The sequence below is a fragment of the Micromonospora sp. NPDC047756 genome (assembly GCF_055587245.1).
The window spans coordinates 34,821-52,315 of record NZ_JBVJGQ010000009.1; the positions used below are offsets into that span (position 1 = coordinate 34,821).

The window sequence follows — 17,495 nt, forward strand, 5'->3', positions numbered from 1 at the left end:
CCGGTCATGCGCGCCTCCCTCGACCCAGTGCCGCGCCGATCGCGCCGACCAGCAGCAGCGCGGCTCCGCCGACGACCGCCCCGAGCACCAGGTGCTGTTGGCGCACCCGGCGGCGCACCTCGGCGTACGGGGTGGTGGAGAACGACACCAGCTCGTACTGGGAAACGTACCGGCCGGGCAGAGCCCGTTCCAGCGCGTGCTCCACCCGCCGTCGGGCCTGGAAGACCGGGGAGGCGACCTTGTCGCGCATCTCCACGAAGTTGGTCAGCGCCATCGTCGCGATGGCCTCGGCGTTCTCCTGTCGACGCCGCTGGAACAGCGGCAGCGCGGTCAACCAGTCGTCGGCGCACTCGTCCAGGCAGCGGTCCAGCTCCACCACGTCCTCGAAGGCGCAGTTGGCGCCCTGGCCGTAGAACGGCACGATGGCGTGCGCCGCGTCGCCGAGCAGGGCGACCTTTCCGCTGACCTGCCACGGGGTGCAGCGCACGGTGCCGAGCACGCCCACCGGGTTGTGCTGGTAGTCGTCGACCAGGTTCGGGGCCAGCGCGACGACGTCCGGGTAGTGCTCGGTGAAGTGCCGTTCGATCTCCGCCGGGCTCATCAGCGAGGCGAAGCTGCCAGCACCGTCGTTGGGCCAGAACAGCGTGCAGGTGAAGGAGCGGTCCGGGTTCGGCAGCGCGATCATCATCGAGGTGCCGCGCGGCCAGATGTGCAGCGCGTCCTCCTCCAGGGCGAAGTCCCCGCCCAGCGGCGGGATCGTCAGCTCCTTGTAGCCGTAGTCGAGGAAGTCCACGCTCTCGTCGAGCAGCCCGTACGCCAGCAGTTGCCCCCGCACCGCGGAGCCGGCGCCGTCGGCGCCGAGCACGACCGACGCCTTCGCCGCGACCGGGCCCTGCGGGGTCTCGAAGCTCAGGGCACCGTCGGTCGGGTCGAGCCCGACGAGCCGGTGGTCGAAGACGACCCGCACTCCCGGCAGCGCGGCGGCCTCGTCCAACAGTGCGTTGTTCAGCGCGCCCCGGCTGATCGAGTTGATCGCCCGGTCGCCGGTCGCGCTGTACGACTGGAACTGCTGCCCGCCCTCGACCGGGTGGATCATCCGGCCGCGCATCGGCAGCGCGTCGGTCATCACCTGCTCGGCCAGCCCGATCCGGCGCAACGCGTCCAGGCCGCGCTCGGAGAGCGCCAGGTTGATCGAACGACCGCGTTCGGCGGTGCCGGCGCGCGGGTCGGAGCGGCGCTCGTAGAGGGCCACCGGGTAGCCACGCCGGGCCAGGAAGCAGGCGGCCAGACAGCCGGCCAGCCCGGCGCCGATGATCGCGATCTCGTCACGCCGCGCGGTCACGCAGTCACCCCCACCGTCGCGGCGAGCGCCGCGGCGGCCCGCCAGCAGTCGAGGTACGTGGAGTACAGCGGCACCGGGGCGAACCGCACGACGTCGGGTTCGCGGGCGTCGGCGATGACCCCGTGTTCGTACCGTAGGCGTTTGGTCAGCTCGGCGGCGCTGCCCGACCCGATGCGCACGGAGAGCTGGCAGCCCCGGCGGGCCGGGTCACGCGGGGTGACCACCCGCAGCGGCCGGCCGTCGGTCACCTCGTCGAGCAGTGACTCCAGCCAGCCGGTGAGGCGCTGGCTGCGCGCGCGCAGCGCGGTCATCCCCACCGCGTCGAACAGCTCCAGCGAGGTACGCACCGGGCCCATCGCGAAGATCGGTGGGTTGGAGATCTGCCAGGCCTCCACGGTGGCCGGTGGTCGGGACACCGGCGTCATCTCGAACCGGGTGGCCGCCGCCGTGCTCCACCACCCCTCGAACCGGGGCAGGGTCTCGTCGCCGAGGTGGCGCTCGTGCACGAAGACGCCAGCGAGGGCACCCGGGCCGGAGTTCAGGTACTTGTAGGAGCACCACGCGGCGAAGTCGACGTCCCAGTCGTGCAGGGCCAACGGCACGTTGCCGACCGCGTGGGCCAGGTCCCAACCGACCACCGCACCGGCAGCCCGGCCGGCAGCCGTGATCGCCGGGATGTCCAGCAGCTCACCGGTGAGGTAGTTGACCCCGCCGAGCAGCAGCAGCGCCACCCGGTCGCCCTCGGCGGCCAGGTAGTCGGTCACATCCTCGGTACGCAGGGCGTCCTCACCCGCGCGCGGACGCAACCGGACCACTGTGTCGTCCGGGTCCAGGCCGTGGAACCGGGCCTGGCTGCGCACGGCGTAGCTGTCCGAGGGGAACGCGGCGTCCTCGATGACGATGCGGGTGCGCGCGCCGGCCGGTCGGTAGAAACTCACCATCAGCAGGTGCAGGTTGACGGTGAGCGAGTTCATCACCACGGCCTCCGCGGGCCGGGCGCCGACCAGTCGCGCGGCCGGCCCGGTCAACAACTCGTGGTACGGCAGCCAGGGACGTTGCGCCTCCAGGTGCCCCTCCACACCGAGTCGCCCCCACGCGTCCAGGTCGGCCAGCAGTTCGTCGCGGGTGGCCCGAGGTTGCAGACCGAGCGAGTTGCCGGCCAGGTACGCCGACTCGGGGTGGTCGCCGCCGTCGGCCGGCGGCACGTGGAACAGGTGCCGGTGACCGGGATCGGCCTCGTCGAGGCGGTGCGCTTCGGCCTCGCCGCCGGCGAGGCGGTGCGCTTCGTGTTCTGGGGTTCGCATGTCTCGCTCTCCGGTCACATCGCGGTGCGGGCCGACCATAGCTCCGGGAAGACCACCCGGGCCATGCTGCGCTGCAACCACGCCAGGCCGGCGGAGCCTCCGCTGCCGACCTTGGCGCCCATCGTCCGCTGCACCGCCTTGACGTGGTTCCAGCGCCAGTCGCCGAACTCCTCGGCGACAGCGCTCAGCGCCTCGCCGAGCAGCCGCAGGTGATTGTCCGGGCTGGCGTCGTCGTAAATCCGCACCCAGGCCGCCTCCACCAACGGGTGCGGGTCGTGTTCGACGGCCACGTCCCGGTCGAGCAGGTCGGCGGGGAGGTCGAAGCCGCGCCGGGCGAGCAACGCGAGCACGTCGTCCCAGAGGCTCGGGGTGCTCAGCGCGCCGCTCAGCTCGGCATGCACCTCGACCTGCCGGCGGAACGGGCGGATCAGCGTCGGGTCACGCAGCCCGAGTAGGAACTCCAACTGCCGGTACATGGCCGACTGGAAGCCGGAGGCCTCACCGAGCAGATTGCGGAACCGGTTGAAGTCGGCCGGGCTCATCCAGCGCAGGCCCTGCCAGGCGGCGTTGAGCCCCTCCAGGTGCAGCTTGGCTCGGCCCAGCGGGGCCAACGCCTCCCAGATCTGGTCGGCGCGGATCAGCCGCTGGGTCTCGCGCAGCTCGTGGCAGGTCAACCCGAAGTACAGCTCCATGATCTGGCTGACCATCAGGAACGACATCTCGCCCGGGTCGCTGCTGAGCGGGTGCTGCATCTTGTGCAGAGCGCTGGCCTGCACGTACGCGTCGTACGGCACCATGTCGGCGAACTCCAGCGTCGGTTCACCACCGGTGCGCTCCGCCTGCGCGACACGCTGCCCGGGGGTCACCGGTCGCACCGTGGCACGGCGGTTCGGCGCCCGCCGCTCCGTCTGATCCACCATCTCTTCTCCCTCCCCCGGACTGGCCGACGTCATGATCTCGCGGTCGGATCGGCCTGCGGAATGCTGAATCAACGGCGTCCGCCGACTTCTCGTGGCGAACCAAAGGCAACTAGGCGAAGTCGGTTCACGAAAGTAAGGTCTGAGCGTGGACGACATGGACTGGGCGCTGCTGCGTGAGTTGCAGGCCGACGCGCGGCTCTCCTTCAGCGAGTTGTCCCGGCGGGTGCACCTGTCGCCACCGTCGGTCGCGGAGCGGGTCCGTCGGCTGGAGGAGGCCGGGATCGTCACCGGCTACCACGCCCACGTCGACCTGAGCCGCGCCGGCCGCACCGTGGTCGCGCTGATCCGGATGTCCTGCTACGGCGCGCGGTGCATCCTGCACGACCCGGCCGTGGCCGAGTGGCCGGAGATCCTGGAGATCCACCGGATCACCGGGGACGCGTGCAGCGTGCTGAAGGTGGCGGCCGGCTCGATCGGCGCGTTCGAGGGGGTCATCGACCGTCTCGCCCCGTACGGCCAACCATCGAGCACGATGGTCCTCTCCTCCCCCCTGAACTGGCACCCCGTCACCCCCCTCCCCCACCCACCCCGCTAACCCCCGCCCCCTCCCTCCCCCCTCCTCCCTCCCTCCCTCCCTCTCGCGTCGATCTTGCAGTTCCTGTTGCCGGTATGTCCTTTGTGCGGGCATTTGTCGGTGCAGAAAGTGCAAGATCGCGGGGGTGGGGGTCGGGGGTGGGGTGGGGTGGGGCGTGGGCGGGTTTGGCTTCGGGGTGGGGGGAAAGCAGCGCGCGTGCCCAGGGGAGGGTTCCGGCGGTCGTCGCCGGTTGGGGGGAAATCATGCAGGCAGTCCGCACGATCAACCGCGCGCTCTCGTCCGCACTGACACTGGTGGGGCTGGTCGGAGCGTTCGTCCTGTTGTCGGTCGCACCGGCGCGAGCCGGCGAGAACGTCTTCGTCGAGGTGACACCCAACAGCGTCCAGGCCGGCAGCCGGGTCAGCATCAAGGCGAGCTGCGACAACGACAACAACAACAGGCAGTCCAGCGTGCACTCCGACGCGTTCGGGTCCGTGACGTTGAGGCCCGACAAGGGCTTCCTCACCGCGCAGGCCAGCATTCCGCGCGACAAACCAGCCGATCAGTACCCGGTCGACCTGCGGTGTGACAACGGACAGACGTCGTCGACCACGCTGACCGTGCTGAACATGGCCTCACCCAGCAAGGGCCCGGCGACCGGTGGCGGTGGAATGGCCGGCGGGCGCGGGACCGGCTCACTGCTGGTCTTCGGTGGCGTGGCGTTGGTGGCCACCGCGATCGTGCTCGGGATGGCCGGTGGTCGACGTCGACCGGGAGCCGGCTCCTGAGCCGGATCACCCATGACCCGCAGATCCGCGCGGGCGCGGCCGGACCGCCGCGCCCGCCTCCGGGCCGGGCCGGCGCTGCGCGCGTCCGGCCGGCTGGTGGTCCGCGTCACCGAACGGCTGCGCCGGGTGGCCGGGCAGGCCGTTTCGGCGAGCGTCACCACCACCGATCCGGCCGCCCGTCCGCTGCCGCCGCGACGTCCGGCCGGGCCGTCGTCGACTCGCCACCGGTTCGTTACGAGCCCCGGGTTGCCGGTGCTGGCCATCGCCGCGCTGATGGTGCTGATCGTGGCGATGCTCGGCGTCGAGCAGGTGACCGGGATGAGCCTGCTGCCGGATCGGCTCAGCGCCGGACTGCGACCGCCGCCGAAGAAGTTTCCGGTGCTGCCGGCCAGCGACCCGACCAGCCTCGCCATCGACAAGATCGACGTACGGGCGCCCGTACACGACGTGGGCATCGCCCCGGACGGCACGATCGCCGTGCCGGACGCGGCCCGCGCCCAGGAGGCCGGCTGGTACGACCAGGGGCCCACCCCGGGCCAGTACGGTCCAGCCGTGATCGTCGGGCACGTCGACACCACCAGCGGGCCGGCCGTCTTCCACAAACTCCGCGAGCTGCGCTCCGGCGACGAGATCGAGGTCACCCGTACCGACCAGCGCGTGGCGGTCTTCGAGGTGAACTCGGTGGAGAAGTTCGACAAGGACCAACTGCCGGTGGACGACGTGTACGGCGACTTCAGCCGCCCGAGCCTCCGACTGATCACCTGCGGCGGCCAGTGGGTCGGCGGCGAGACCGGCTACGCGGACAACGTGGTGGTCTTCGCCTCACTGGTCAAGGCGCGTTCCGGCGGTTGACCGGCGTCGACGTACTCGGCGAGCCGGGCGGCCCCGGTGAGCATGGCCCGGCCTCGCTCGGTGAGCCGTTGCCGCCACTGACGCAGCGAGGCGGCGAGCGGCTCGGCACCGCCGGCGTCGCGCACTCGGCGCAGCACGCCCGCGATGTGGTCGAGCCGGTAGCCGCCGCGGCGCAACAGGTGGGCCAGTTCGGCGTCCCGGACGTCGTCGGGACGATAGAGCCGGTAGTGGGTGACCGGATCACGTACCGGTCGCAGCACCCCGGCCCGCTCCCATGTGCGCAGCGTGGCCGCCCGCAGATCGAGCCGGTGAGCCAGCACGCTGATCGGCACGGCTTTCTGGCCCTGCGGTTGCGGTCTCGTTCCGGTGAGCGTCACCACCGCCGCCTCGACCGCGTCCAGGGTCTCCCGATCGCGCTGGAGCAGCGTGTGCCCCTGGTCGATGGTGCGCAACGCCGTGTCGATCTCGCCCCGGTTGACGGCCCGCATGATCTCGCCGCTGGCCGCATAGCCGTGGCCCGGGATCAACGCAAGGTAGGCACACAGCGCCTTGACGTGCAGTTCGGTGAAGCGACGGTAACCGCTCGGCGTGCGCTGGGCCGGGGGCAGGACGCCGTCTCGTTCGTAGTTGCGCACGGCCTGCGCGGAGAGACCGTGGGCGCGCGCGAGGTCGACCGGCCGGCGTACCCCCGGGTTTGAAGGTTTTGTGGCTGTCACCGCGCTCCATCGCTCGTAAGTCTCAACCGCTGATTCAACGATACGGTTCATGGAATGCCACCTTTTCTCGACCTGCTGGCGGTTACCCCGGAGCTGCTCGGGTTCGGCGAACCGACCCACGGTGAGCCCGCCTTCCTCCAACTCCGCAACGAGGCCTTTCTGTCGCTGGCCGAGCACGGCTACCGCTCGATCGCCCTGGAGAGCGACCGGACGGCCGGGTTGATCGCCGACGAGTTCGTGCGGGGCGTCGCGGCCGTGACACTCGACCGGGCGCTCGCCGAAGGGTTCAGCCACGGGTTCGGGGCCGCCCCGGCCAACCGTGACCTCCTGCTGCGGATGCGGGAGTGGAACGCCCGGCGGCCCGTCGCCGAACGTCTGACATTCCACGGCTTCGACGCCCCGGTCGAGTTGGAGAGCGCCCCGAGCCCCCGCCACCACCTCACCCAGGTCTGCCAGTTCCTCGACCTGGACCGGGTCACCGAGATCGACGACCTGATCGGGGACGAGGCACGGTGGAGTGAGACGGCCGCGATCTGGGAACCGGGCCGATCGGTCGGGCGCTCCACCGACGCCCAGCGACTGCGGGTGCTCGCCGACGACCTGCTGACCGAGCTGTACCTGCGCGCGCCGTGGAGGTCGGCGGGCTGGCAGGCGGCGTTCGTGCACGCTACGGCTGCTGTGGCCTTGCTGCGTTACCACGCCGCGGCCGCCGCGCCACTGGGCCAGGAGGAACGCTTCGGCCGCCTGACCGGAGTCCGGGACGCGTTGATGGCCGAGAACCTGCTGGCGATCCGAGCGGTGGAGGCACACCGCGGGCCCACACTCGTCTTCGCGCACAACACGCACCTTCAGCGCCACCCGAGCGCCATGACGCTGGCCGACACGCAGGTGTCATGGGCCGGCGCCGGCGCGATCATCGCGTCGGTGCTGGGCGACCGGTACGCCGTGATCGCCGGCAGCCTCGGCGCGAGCCCGGCACTCGGCATCGGGCCGCCGGCCGCCGACACCTACGAGGGCCGACTCCAGCAGGAGAACACCCTTCCCCGGTACCTGTCGACGTCCGACATCGAAGCGGCCGAGCAGCGCACGCACGACCACCGCTACTTCCCGCTGGACCGGGCCACCATCGAAAGCGCCGACGCGGTCCTGCATGTGCCGACCGGTGTCGGCCCGGCCGTGCTCGCCGATCGGATCGCCGCGCTGCCCGACGTCGAGCAGCTCGTGGCGAGCGACGAGAACGGATCGCCCGAGGCGGCCTGGGGCGACCGGTTCTTCTTCGTCGGCCCGGACCGCCGCCAGCCGTTCGCCACCATCGTCGCGCAGGACGTCCCCGGCTTCGACGAGGCCGCACAGCTCGACCGCCCCGGCGTCTTCCGCCTCAACCTGGACCTGGGCCGGGCCGAGTTCGAGCGGCTGTTCGGCTTCCCGCCCAAGGCGTTCGAGGAGCACCGGCACGAGTTCGACTTCGCCCGGCTGGACAGCCTCGCACCGCACCCGGGCTACGCACAGTACGGCTTCGCCAGCATCGTCATGCCCGGTCCGCACCTGCTGCCCGAGGTGGACCGGCTGCTGACGGTCGCGTACGACCGTGCCGCGCGTCGCCGCGAGCGTGCGGCGCGGCGGACCGCCGGGTAGCGCGACCGACCGGAGTCAGGCGGCGGCCTCGGGCTCCCGCAGGTCCAGCCAGTCGGCCCAGCGGGGGTCGGGAGCGCGGTGGCCCAGCACCCGCCAGGCGGTGCCCTTCGGGGCGGCCGGCAACGCGTGTAACCGCCAGCCCATCTCGGCCGGGGTCTTGTCGCCCTTCGTGTGGTTGCACCGGGCACACGCGGCGACCACGTTCTCCCAGGCGTGCCGGCCACCCCGGCTGCGCGGAAAGACGTGGTCGATGGTCTCGGCCGGGCCCCGGCAGTAGGCGCACCGCCACCCGTCCCGGGCGAAGATCGCCCGACGGGACAGCCCGACATGCGTCCGGTACGGCACCCGGACGAAACGCGTCAGCCGGACCACGGACGGCACCGGGAGCGCGTCCCGGGCGCTGTGCAGGATGCCGTCACCGTCGGCGACGCAGACCGCCTTGGCGGAGAGGACGAGAATCGCGGCGCGACGCACCGACACGACACACAGCGGCTCGTAGGTGGCGTTGAGGACCAACGCGCCGGAGCCCACCGTGGGTCGTATGTCAGGCATCGCGCTCACCCTCCCGGTTCAGCGGCTGCTGGGGACCGCCGTCGACCGGGGCCGGGCACAGGGGCCCACACGGTCGACGCCGGGCCGATCACCGACGTCCGTTGCGCCAATAGTCCCTGATCGGACCCCGGATTGCACGTACTAATCCCGCATGGGGTATGAGGATCATCCGCAACCGGGCGGATCGTCATGCTGGCCCGGCCTGGGCACCTCGGTGATCCCTGCCGGGGCACGGTGGAGTCGAGGACGCCGTGTCAGCTGCTTCCGCTCAGCCAACGCTGCCAGCCGACACGGGTGATCCGCCGCTCGGGGCTCTCGGCCGCCTCGAGAACGAGTGTGGTGACGGGGCCCCTGGATCGTCGTGCGCCGCGCCGGGGTGTCACCGCACCAACAGGCGGTAGCCGATCGCAGCCGAGAAGAGCACGAACAGCGCGATCGGCACCCACCAGTCCGGAAATCGACTGCGGGTGTGGCGCGGGCCGTCGGCGGCCTGCCGCTCGGCGACGATCACACCGAGGCGGTCAACCAGATCCTGCCCCTTCGACCCCGCGGTGCTGTGCAGCGAGTCGGAGAGACCCCAGGCCCGGACCTTCCTGCCGGAGGCCAGGGTGAGGCGGACCGAGATGAGGTCGAGATCTATCGACGCCACGTCGCGGTAGGCGATGCGTTCGACGGTCAGCGGGTTGACCACCTCGAAGTGGTCGAGCCGGGCCGTCAGCGCTAGCCGGAAGCCGAGCCGGAAACAGAGCCAGCCCATGACCGCGAAGAAGCCCGCGGCGGCGACGTCGAACGGCAGCCCGGCCAGGCTCGGCTCGGACATCTCCTTCGGCACCGCCACCACGACGCCCAGCAGGAGCAGCCGTCCGATCCAGCGATCGGCGCTGCCGTAGAAGACCCGGTCCCGGCCCCTGCGCCCCATCGGGTCGATACGCACGCTCCACCTCTTCCGTCGCCGTGTCCGCCACGCCGGTCCGCCGGCCGGTGGGTCGGCGGCGGACGCTCGGGCTCCTTGCGGTACGAAGACATAGTGAGTGCCGCCAGCGTGACGCCCCTAGCCCTGTCCGACGCCGTCTCGGTGAGCTGCCAGGGCAGCACCTCCTGCGAGTGGATCTACCGGATCACCGGGTCGTCCTGGTTCGCCGAGGGAAGTTACTGGATCCTGCTCAAACCGCTTCGGGTGCTGCTCATCCTGGCCCTGGCGATGGTGGCCCGCTGGGCGCTGCACCGGACGATCAACCGGTTGGTCCGGACGACCACCGACGGCGCGGTGCCGACGATGCTCCGGCCGCTGCGCGAGCGGGTACCCACCGCCGCGGTCGACCCGGCAGAGTTCGTGCCCGAGCGGCGGAGGCAGCGGGCCGAGGCGATCGGGTCGGTGCTACGCAGCCTCACCACCGCGTTCGTCTTCGGCATCGCGCTGCTGATGATCCTGCGGGAGTTCAGTTTCGACCTGGCCCCGCTGCTGGCCAGCGCGGGGATCGCCGGTGTGGCGCTGGGCTTCGGCGCGCAGAGCCTGGTGAAGGACCTGATCGCCGGCCTCTTCATGCTGATCGAGGACCAGTACGGGGTGGGTGACAACGTCGACCTGGGCGAGGCGATGGGCGTGGTCGAGTCGGTCGGCCTGCGGGTCACCACGGTGCGCGACGGCCGCGGCGTGCTCTGGTACATCCGCAACGGCGAGATCATCCGGGTGGGCAACAAGAGCCAGGGTTGGGCCCTCGTGGTGGTGGACCTGCCGATCGGCTTCAACAGCACCGAGGAGGCCACAGCGGTGCTACGGACCGCGGCGGCCTCGGTCGCGGTGGACCCGGAGCTGTCACCGGAGATCGTGGAGGCGCCCGAGGTGCTGGGTGTCGAGCAGGTGACTGTGGACGGCGCTGTCATCCGCACCGTGGTGAAGACGACCGCTGACGGGCAGTTCGCGGTGGGCCGGGAACTGCGTCGGCGTCTCGCCGAGGCGTTGGAGAATTCGGGGATCACCGCGCAGATCGCGGCGGCCCGCATCTATCCCGGGCTGTCGACCCGGCCGTTGTCCGAGGGCGAGACGGGTCAGGGCGGCGCTACCTGACATCGCCGACATAGTCCGGCAATTCAGGGGTCGCGATCCGGCCGGCCCCTCGGGTATCGTCCGTTCGTTCAGTCGGGGAGGCGACGAACGACCCGTTCGACCTAGCTACTTGTCAGACGATCGGGCAGAATCCGGAGCACGCGTTACCACCGAAGCGTGATCACAACCTCGCTGATCCGTAGATCTGACGAGTGCTTCCGGCCGGGCTGCCACGAGCGGCCGAGCCGGGGCCGATGGAGGCGACGGTGCCTGACGAGCGACCTTCCGCGGAAGGCCCCGCCACATTTCGCGACGTCTTCGGCCAGCACGAGTTCCGGGCCGTGTTTGTGGCCGGCGCTCTCTCCTGGGTCGGCGACTACGTCGCGAAGGCCGCCGTCACCCTGCTCGTCTATCAGCAGACCCGGTCTGTGGCGCTCTCCGCGACTGCCTTCGCGGTCAGCTTCCTCCCCTGGCTGCTCGGTGGTCCCGTGCTCGCCGCACTCGCGGAGCGGTACCCGTTCCGACGGGTGATGGTGGCATGCGACCTCATCCGGATGGCGCTGATGCTGCTGATCGCCATTCCGGGCCTGCCGTACCAGGCGGTGCTGGTGCTCATCTTCGCCGCCACGCTTGCCAACCCGCCGAGTCAGGCGGCGAAGTCCGCGCTGATCCCGCAGTTGCTCACCGGGGACCGACTGGTGCTGGGGCTGTCGCTGAACGGCAGCGTCGGGCAGGCCGCCCAGGTCATCGGGTACGTCTTCGGCGCCGCTGTCGCCGCGGTCGACCCGGAGGCGGCGCTGCTGTTCAACGCGGTCACGTTCGGTCTCTCGGCGCTGCTGGTCCGCCTCGGGGTGCGCGACCGTCCGGCGGTGATGAACCCGGAGCACCGCAGCCACCTGCTGCGGGAGACTCGGCAGGGGTTCGGCATCGTGTTCCGCACACCGGTGCTGCGGGCCATCGCGGTGCTGGTGTTCAGCTCGATGCTCTTCTCGATCGTTCCCGAGGGTCTGGCCGCGGCCTGGGCCAACGAGGAGAGCCGCGGCGCGGTGAGCGCGGGCACCGCACAGGCGGCGATCATGGTGGCGAACCCGATCGGCTTCATCCTCGGTGGGTTGCTGGTGAGTCGCCTGTTCGGGCCGGCTCGCCGACTGAAGCTGATGCGGCCGCTCGCGGTGCTCGCCCCGTTGGTGCTCGTACCGGTGCTGCTCGACCCCCCGCCGCTGGTGGTGGCACTGCTCGCCGCGCTCTGCGGGTTCGCGGTCGCCGGCATGATGCCGATGGCCAACGGGTTGTTCGTCCAGGCGCTCCCCAACGGCTTCCGAGCCCGCGCCTTCGGGGTGATGGCCACCGGCATCCAGGTCATCCAGGGCCTCGCGGTTCTGGTCACCGGAATGCTCTCCGAACGGTTCCCCATTCCGGTCGTGGTGGGGGTCTGGAGCGCAGCCGGGGTGCTGCTGATGACGGTGGCCACGCTGCGGTGGCCGGACCGGCAGACGGTCGACGACGCCATCACAGCCGCGTCGTTGGCCAACGCCGATCCGCCGCCCTCCAGCCTCGGCGACCCCGCCGGCGACCGCCCGGTGGACGGCAGGTCCAACCCGCACACCGGTGACGGCCACCGCCGGCACGCTGTCACCTGACCCGTCGAACCCGACCGCCACCCGAGCCGGCCGAGTGCCCATATTCGGGCTTGTCGACCCGGCGTGATCCGACGCACGCCCTGCGGGTCGGGTCGACGCCGGACGCACCTGGCAGGATGGAACTGTGACTTCCGCAGGTGAATCCGACCGTTCCGGTGCGTCGATGACCCTCTTCGAAGCGGTCGGCGGCGAACCCACCTTCCGCAAGCTGGTCGACGAGTTCTACGCCGGGATCGCCACCGACCCCCTGCTGCGACCCATGTACCCGGAGGAGGACCTGGGCCCGGCCGCGGACCGGATGACCCTGTTCCTCATGCAGTACTGGGGTGGGCCGAACACGTACTCCGCTCAGCGGGGGCACCCTCGGCTGCGGATGCGCCACGCGCCGTTCCGGATCGGAGCGGCCGAACGGGACGCCTGGCTGCGCAACATGCGCCGCGCCGTGGACCGGCTCGACCTTGAGCCGGAGATCGCCGTCACCCTCTGGGACTACCTGGAGCGGGCCGCGTACTTCATGGTCAACGTCGAGGACGACCCGGCCAACGCCGGCTGACCCGCAGCACCCGCAGCGGCGTCAGAGCAGCGCGCCCTCGTCGTGCAGCCAGTCCACGAAGCTGGTGGCGACCGCCGCGCCGCAGTCGAGCATCTCGACCAGGAGCGCGTCGTGGGTGCCGGCGCCCAGGGGCACCTGAAGCTCGGCGTAGATCGGTAGCTGACCGCGCTCGGTCGGGTCACCGATGTACGCCTTGCAGAACCGGCGGGTGTGGTTCCACTCGTTGACCACCCGGTACGCCCGGTCGGCCCAGTCCGGCGGGACCGTGGCGTGCGGGCGTGCCCGCATGACCAGGATCTCGTCCTCCGGCCCTTCGAGGGTGACCAGCACCGCGTGCCGCTCCCACATCGCCAACAGGTTGCCGTCGCCGTCGGCCAGGTATCGCACGTCGAGCAGATCGAGCGCGTCGCAGACCCGGCGCAGACTCACCGGCTCGACGGTGGCGGGCATCTCGGTCAGCACGGGCCGCTCGTTGGACGGGCAGTCGTCCCCCGGCTGGCGAGGACTGGGCGGCCCGATCCGGACCGCGCTATCGACTGTGATCCCGCTTCGGGTTTCCGGTTCGCCGCCGTCGGCGGGACCGGGGCGCCATGACCACCACGGCATCGCTCGCGCACCTCACTCCCCAGCGGATCCAGTCGCCTACGGTGCGTTGGATCCGAGGATGGACGGTACCCGGACAGCCGGGTTGAAGCACCCCCCCAACGACCGCCCCTGACCAGAAGAATGACCCGGGATCATCCGTTCGGACGAGCGCCCAGGGGTGTCACGGCAAGATCCGTCGCCTTCTGCAACCACGCCGCTCCGTGTGGTCCCACCAGGCCCACCCAACGACCGGCCACCCGCACCTGAACGGCGTCCCCGCCCTCGCCGGCAGCCGAGCCCTGGGCGGCACCGAGGAAGCCCATCCGGACCACCCCCTGCACCAGCCGCTGCGGCACCTCGACCGGCTCGTCGGGCGCCCCGTCGGGGGTGATCAACACCGCCACGTGGTCGAGCAACGCGTCACGCAGGGCCCGCTGGCCCACGGCACGGCCGGCCACGCCCTGCTCGCTCGCCGTCCGCAGGGTGCCCGCCGCCGCGTCGGCGATCCGTCGCAGGTCGGCGGCGGGCAGCGTCTCCACCTGGCGGCTCCGCGCCGGCGGCAACGGCCACCGCCACTGGGCGTCCCGGCGGGTCGGCAGGGTCGCGCCGCTCCGCTCCAGCTCGGCCAGCAGCTCGGAAGCGGCCACAGTGACGTCCTCCGCGACGCCGTCAGCCGGCCCACCGGCAACGGTGCGGACCACCAGGACCTGCCACGGCAGCCGGGCCCACAGGGCGATCCGGCCCGGTGCGCCGGCCGGCCGCAGCCGGACCGGTGCGACCGGATCCAACCGGACCAGCCGGGCCAGGAAGGCGCCCGCGTCCGCCACCTGATCGACACCGTGGGTGGGCGCCGCCGTCCGGCCCGGCTCGGCGGTGCCCGGCCGGGTCACGCCACCCCGCCCTGCGGCGCGTACGTGAGCAGGAAGTCCCGCTCCTCGGTGGTGATCCGCCGGGGCACCTGACGGGTCAGGTCGAACGGCACCAGCACCGACCGGGCCCGGCTGGCCAGCACCTCACCGTCGTACAGCTCGTAGGCGACGGTGAACCGGGAGGCCCGGATCTCCTCCACCCACAGCTCGATCCGCACTGTGGGGGCGGCCTCCGCGGTGGCCCGGCCGAGCGCGTAGTCGACCGGGCGCAGGTAGTCGACCTCGTGCCGGCGGATCACCACCCCGTCGGCGAACGAGCCGACGCCCCAGGCCCGGCCGCCGGCGAACATCAACGCCACCCGCGCCTCCTCGTACAGGGTGAGGAAGCGCGAGTTGTTGACGTGGCCGTACGCGTCCAGGTCGGACCAGCGCAGGGTGCAGTGGTAGACGAAGCGGTCAGACACCTTCTCGGCCGGTCAGTCGCGGGTCAGCTTGCGGTAGGTCACCCGGTGCGGCCGGGCAGCCTCCGCGCCGAGGCGGTCGATCTTGTTCTTCTCGTACGCCTCGAAGTTGCCCTCGAACCAGAACCACTTGGACGGGTCCTGGTCGTCGCCCTCCCAGGCCAGGATGTGCGTGGCGACGCGGTCCAGGAACATCCGGTCGTGGGAGATGACCACGGCGCAGCCGGGGAACTCCAGCAGGGCGTTCTCCAGGCTGGACAGCGTCTCCACGTCCAGGTCGTTCGTCGGCTCGTCGAGCAGGATGACGTTGCCGCCGATCTTCAGGGTCAGCGCCAGGTTGAGCCGGTTGCGCTCGCCGCCGGAGAGCACCTTGGTCGGCTTCTGCTGGTCCGGGCCCTTGAAGCCGAACGCGGCGATGTACGCCCGCGACGGCATCTCGACCTTGCCCACCATCAGGTAGTCCAGCCCGTCGGAGACGACCTCCCAGACGGTCTTGTCGCCGTTGAGGCCCTCACGGTTCTGGTCGACGTACGACAGCGAGACGGTGGGGCCGACCCGGACCTCGCCGCCGGTCGGCTCCTCCAGCCCGACAATGGTCTTGAACAGCGTGGTCTTGCCGACGCCGTTGGGGCCGATGATGCCGACGATGCCGTTGCGCGGCAGCGAGAACGACAGGTTGTTGATCAGCAGCCGGTCGCCGAAGCCCTTGCTGAGGTTGTTCGCCTCGATCACCGTGCTGCCCAGGCGCGGGCCCGGCGGGATCTGGATCTCCTCGAAGTCCAGCTTGCGGGTCTTCTCCGCCTCGGTGGCCATCTCGTCGTACCGGTCGAGGCGGGCCTTGGACTTGGTCTGCCGGGCCTTGGCGTTGGAGCGGACCCACTCCAGCTCCTCGGTGAGGCGCTTCTTCATCTTGGCGTCGCGGCGACCCTCGACGGCCAGCCGGGCGGCCTTCTTCTCCAGGTAGGTGGAGTAGTTGCCCTCGTACGGGTACGTCCGGCCACGGTCCAGTTCGAGGATCCAGTTGGCCACGTTGTCGAGGAAGTACCGGTCGTGGGTGATCGCCATGACGGTGCCGGCGTACTTCGCCAGGTGCTGCTCCAGCCAGGAGACGCTCTCCGCGTCCAGGTGGTTGGTGGGCTCGTCGAGCAGCAGCAGGTCGGGCGCCTCCAGCAGCAGCTTGCAGAGGGCCACCCGGCGACGCTCACCACCGGAGAGCTGGGTCACGTCGGCGTCCGGCGGCGGGCAGCGCAGCGCGTCCATCGCCAGTTCGAGCTTGGAGTCGACGTCCCAGGCGTCGAGGTGGTCGAGCTCCTCCTGGAGCTTGCCCATCTCCTCCATCAGCTCGTCGGAGTAGTCGGTGGCCATCTGCTCGGCGATCTTGTTGAACCGCTCCAGCTTGGCCTTGGTCTCGGCGACCGCCTCCTCGACGTTGCCGAGCACGGTCTTGGCCTCGTTGAGCGGGGGCTCCTGGGCGAGCATGCCGACGGTGTAGCCGGGCATGAGCCGGGCCTCGCCGTTGCTCGGCTTGTCCAGCCCTGCCATGATCTTGAGGAGGCTGGACTTACCGGCGCCGTTCGGACCGAGCACACCGATCTTGGCTCCCGGCAGGAAGCTCAACGTGACGTTGTCGAGCACGACCTTGTCGCCGTGCGCCTTGCGCGCCTTTTCCAGGACGTAGATGTACTGGGCCACGGTGCGGGCTACCTCCGTCGGTTGCTGTCGCTGATCGGCGGCGCGGCGCGGGCTGCGAGGACCGCCCGCCGCCGCCGGCCGGGAGCCGGCCGCGCGCACGCCATCGTCAATCCTGACAGGTACGGCGCGCTTCGCCCACATCACCCCGCCCCAGGAGTACGTCGGCGAGCCTCCTTGCCGCAGCCGGTATGATTCACTACCGTCTTGAGTATGACCAAGAAGATCGCCATCAGCATCCCGGACGACGTCGCAGAACGGCTGGCCATCGAGCCCAACGTGTCCGCCTTCGTGACGGAGAGCATCCGCGAACGAATGGTCGGCGAACGAACCCGGCAGACCCTGGAGCAGATCGGGTTCAAGATCACCGATGAGGGCCTTGCGGAGGCCGGGCGCAAGTTGGATCAGGCTCGCCAGGCGATAACTCCTGAGTTGCGCGCCAAGGCCGCCGCCCTGCTCAATGAGGCATCGCGAGGACGGATGCAAGCCCGTGACTGACGCCGGACTCGTGCTCGACACAACCGCATTGCTGGCCTATTCCGACGGAGTGCCGGCTGTCGGCATCCAGATCGCCAAGGTCGCCTACCGCCGGGAGTCGGTGATCATTCCGGCCATGTGCCTAACGGCCGCGTATCGCCAGGTGTCCAACGACGGCTGGCCGCTGCTGGACATCGTCGCCGACCTGGAAGCTGTACTCGTCACGCCGGTCGATCACACCATGTGCCCCATCCTGGGCGGTTGGTCCCGCCTCCTGGGCAGCTTCGATCTCGCCCAGGTCGCGATCGAAGCGGCAGCCCGAGCGGTCGTACCGATCATGACGGATCGGCGGGAACTGCTCGGCGAGGTGCTGCCCAAGGAATGGCCGATCATCGACCTCTGACCAGCACGGTTGTCGACAAGATCACCTTTAGGGTTCGGCCGCACCGACGCGGGTAGGAGACTCCGGCACTAGGCACAAGACGCCGCAG

19 protein-coding genes are annotated in these 17,495 nt (G+C 70.7%); 9 read left to right on the top strand and 10 right to left on the bottom strand.

Features of this window, described 5'->3' with window-relative positions:
• Positions 1–4: 4 nt before the first annotated feature.
• The 3 genes from ACZ6NZ_RS27800 to ACZ6NZ_RS27810 are packed head-to-tail and all read right to left on the bottom strand — an operon-like array spanning position 5 to position 3,563.
• Positions 5–1,342 carry an FAD-dependent oxidoreductase gene (locus ACZ6NZ_RS27800; protein ID WP_465860933.1) on the bottom strand — a complete coding sequence of 446 codons (1,338 nt, stop codon included), beginning with the start codon at positions 1,340–1,342 and terminating at the stop codon, positions 5–7.
• Positions 1,339–2,646, bottom strand: a complete 1,308-nt coding sequence (kynU, locus tag ACZ6NZ_RS27805; protein WP_465860934.1) for a kynureninase — start codon at positions 2,644–2,646, stop codon at positions 1,339–1,341. The genes ACZ6NZ_RS27800 and kynU overlap by 4 nt, the downstream gene beginning before the upstream one ends.
• 14 nt (positions 2,647–2,660) lie before the next feature.
• Complete coding sequence (locus ACZ6NZ_RS27810) at positions 2,661–3,563, bottom strand: tryptophan 2,3-dioxygenase (RefSeq protein ID WP_465861124.1); 903 nt, start codon at positions 3,561–3,563, stop codon at positions 2,661–2,663.
• Between the two features lie 148 nt (positions 3,564–3,711).
• Here ACZ6NZ_RS27810 and ACZ6NZ_RS27815 point away from each other — a divergent pair, with 148 nt between their 5' ends.
• From ACZ6NZ_RS27815 to ACZ6NZ_RS27825, 3 genes are all read left to right on the top strand, one after another.
• Positions 3,712–4,161 (top strand): Lrp/AsnC family transcriptional regulator, encoded by a 450-nt coding sequence (locus ACZ6NZ_RS27815; protein ID WP_465860935.1) that lies wholly within the window; start codon positions 3,712–3,714, stop codon positions 4,159–4,161.
• Between the two features lie 242 nt (positions 4,162–4,403).
• Positions 4,404–4,928 carry a hypothetical protein gene (locus ACZ6NZ_RS27820; RefSeq protein WP_366612745.1) on the top strand — a complete coding sequence of 175 codons (525 nt, stop codon included), beginning with the start codon at positions 4,404–4,406 and terminating at the stop codon, positions 4,926–4,928.
• Between the two features lie 12 nt (positions 4,929–4,940).
• Positions 4,941–5,780: a class F sortase gene (locus ACZ6NZ_RS27825; protein WP_465860936.1), complete on the top strand. Its 840-nt coding sequence runs from the start codon at positions 4,941–4,943 to the stop codon at positions 5,778–5,780.
• Here ACZ6NZ_RS27825 and ACZ6NZ_RS27830 read toward each other — a convergent pair.
• Positions 5,723–6,496 (bottom strand): MerR family transcriptional regulator, encoded by a 774-nt coding sequence (locus ACZ6NZ_RS27830; RefSeq protein ID WP_465860937.1) that lies wholly within the window; start codon positions 6,494–6,496, stop codon positions 5,723–5,725. The genes ACZ6NZ_RS27825 and ACZ6NZ_RS27830 overlap by 58 nt on opposite strands.
• 54 nt (positions 6,497–6,550) lie before the next feature.
• On the opposite strand from ACZ6NZ_RS27830, the gene ACZ6NZ_RS27835 reads away from it, so the two are divergent.
• Entirely contained in the window at positions 6,551–8,131 is a 1,581-nt protein-coding gene (locus tag ACZ6NZ_RS27835; RefSeq protein ID WP_465860938.1) for a DUF6194 family protein, read from the top strand.
• A 15-nt stretch (positions 8,132–8,146) separates the two neighbouring features.
• On the opposite strand, the gene ACZ6NZ_RS27840 is transcribed toward ACZ6NZ_RS27835, so the two are convergent.
• Positions 8,147–8,683 carry an HNH endonuclease gene (locus ACZ6NZ_RS27840; protein ID WP_030333470.1) on the bottom strand — a complete coding sequence of 179 codons (537 nt, stop codon included), beginning with the start codon at positions 8,681–8,683 and terminating at the stop codon, positions 8,147–8,149.
• A 379-nt stretch (positions 8,684–9,062) separates the two neighbouring features.
• Positions 9,063–9,617, bottom strand: a complete 555-nt coding sequence (locus ACZ6NZ_RS27845) for a hypothetical protein (protein ID WP_465860939.1) — start codon at positions 9,615–9,617, stop codon at positions 9,063–9,065.
• A gap of 75 nt (positions 9,618–9,692) precedes the next feature.
• Between ACZ6NZ_RS27845 and ACZ6NZ_RS27850 the strand changes: the two genes are divergently transcribed.
• The 3 genes from ACZ6NZ_RS27850 to ACZ6NZ_RS27860 all read left to right on the top strand — a co-directional run bounded on the left by ACZ6NZ_RS27850 (position 9,693) and on the right by ACZ6NZ_RS27860 (position 12,923).
• On the top strand, positions 9,693–10,751 hold the full coding sequence (locus ACZ6NZ_RS27850) for a mechanosensitive ion channel family protein (RefSeq protein ID WP_465860940.1): 1,059 nt from the start codon (positions 9,693–9,695) through the stop codon (positions 10,749–10,751).
• A 233-nt stretch (positions 10,752–10,984) separates the two neighbouring features.
• Positions 10,985–12,370 (top strand): MFS transporter, encoded by a 1,386-nt coding sequence (locus ACZ6NZ_RS27855; protein ID WP_465860941.1) that lies wholly within the window; start codon positions 10,985–10,987, stop codon positions 12,368–12,370.
• Between the two features lie 124 nt (positions 12,371–12,494).
• Complete coding sequence (locus tag ACZ6NZ_RS27860) at positions 12,495–12,923, top strand: globin (protein WP_366612736.1); 429 nt, start codon at positions 12,495–12,497, stop codon at positions 12,921–12,923.
• Between the two features lie 21 nt (positions 12,924–12,944).
• Here ACZ6NZ_RS27860 and ACZ6NZ_RS27865 read toward each other — a convergent pair whose 3' ends face one another.
• The 4 genes from ACZ6NZ_RS27865 to ettA all read right to left on the bottom strand — a co-directional run bounded on the left by ACZ6NZ_RS27865 (position 12,945) and on the right by ettA (position 16,530).
• Complete coding sequence (locus ACZ6NZ_RS27865) at positions 12,945–13,529, bottom strand: type III secretion system chaperone family protein (RefSeq protein WP_357356583.1); 585 nt, start codon at positions 13,527–13,529, stop codon at positions 12,945–12,947.
• A gap of 131 nt (positions 13,530–13,660) precedes the next feature.
• Complete coding sequence (locus ACZ6NZ_RS27870; RefSeq protein ID WP_465860942.1) at positions 13,661–14,398, bottom strand: DUF8185 domain-containing protein; 738 nt, start codon at positions 14,396–14,398, stop codon at positions 13,661–13,663.
• Complete coding sequence (locus tag ACZ6NZ_RS27875) at positions 14,395–14,841, bottom strand: acyl-CoA thioesterase (protein ID WP_112584127.1); 447 nt, start codon at positions 14,839–14,841, stop codon at positions 14,395–14,397. Before ACZ6NZ_RS27875 ends, ACZ6NZ_RS27870 begins: the two co-directional genes overlap by 4 nt.
• A gap of 12 nt (positions 14,842–14,853) precedes the next feature.
• Positions 14,854–16,530 (bottom strand): energy-dependent translational throttle protein EttA, encoded by a 1,677-nt coding sequence (gene ettA, locus ACZ6NZ_RS27880; RefSeq protein WP_465860943.1) that lies wholly within the window; start codon positions 16,528–16,530, stop codon positions 14,854–14,856.
• Between the two features lie 210 nt (positions 16,531–16,740).
• Here ettA and ACZ6NZ_RS27885 point away from each other — a divergent pair, with 210 nt between their 5' ends.
• Complete coding sequence (locus ACZ6NZ_RS27885) at positions 16,741–17,025, top strand: hypothetical protein (protein WP_366612733.1); 285 nt, start codon at positions 16,741–16,743, stop codon at positions 17,023–17,025.
• Complete coding sequence (locus tag ACZ6NZ_RS27890; protein ID WP_366612732.1) at positions 17,018–17,407, top strand: PIN domain-containing protein; 390 nt, start codon at positions 17,018–17,020, stop codon at positions 17,405–17,407. The genes ACZ6NZ_RS27885 and ACZ6NZ_RS27890 overlap by 8 nt, the downstream gene beginning before the upstream one ends.
• Positions 17,408–17,495: the final 88 nt, after the last annotated feature.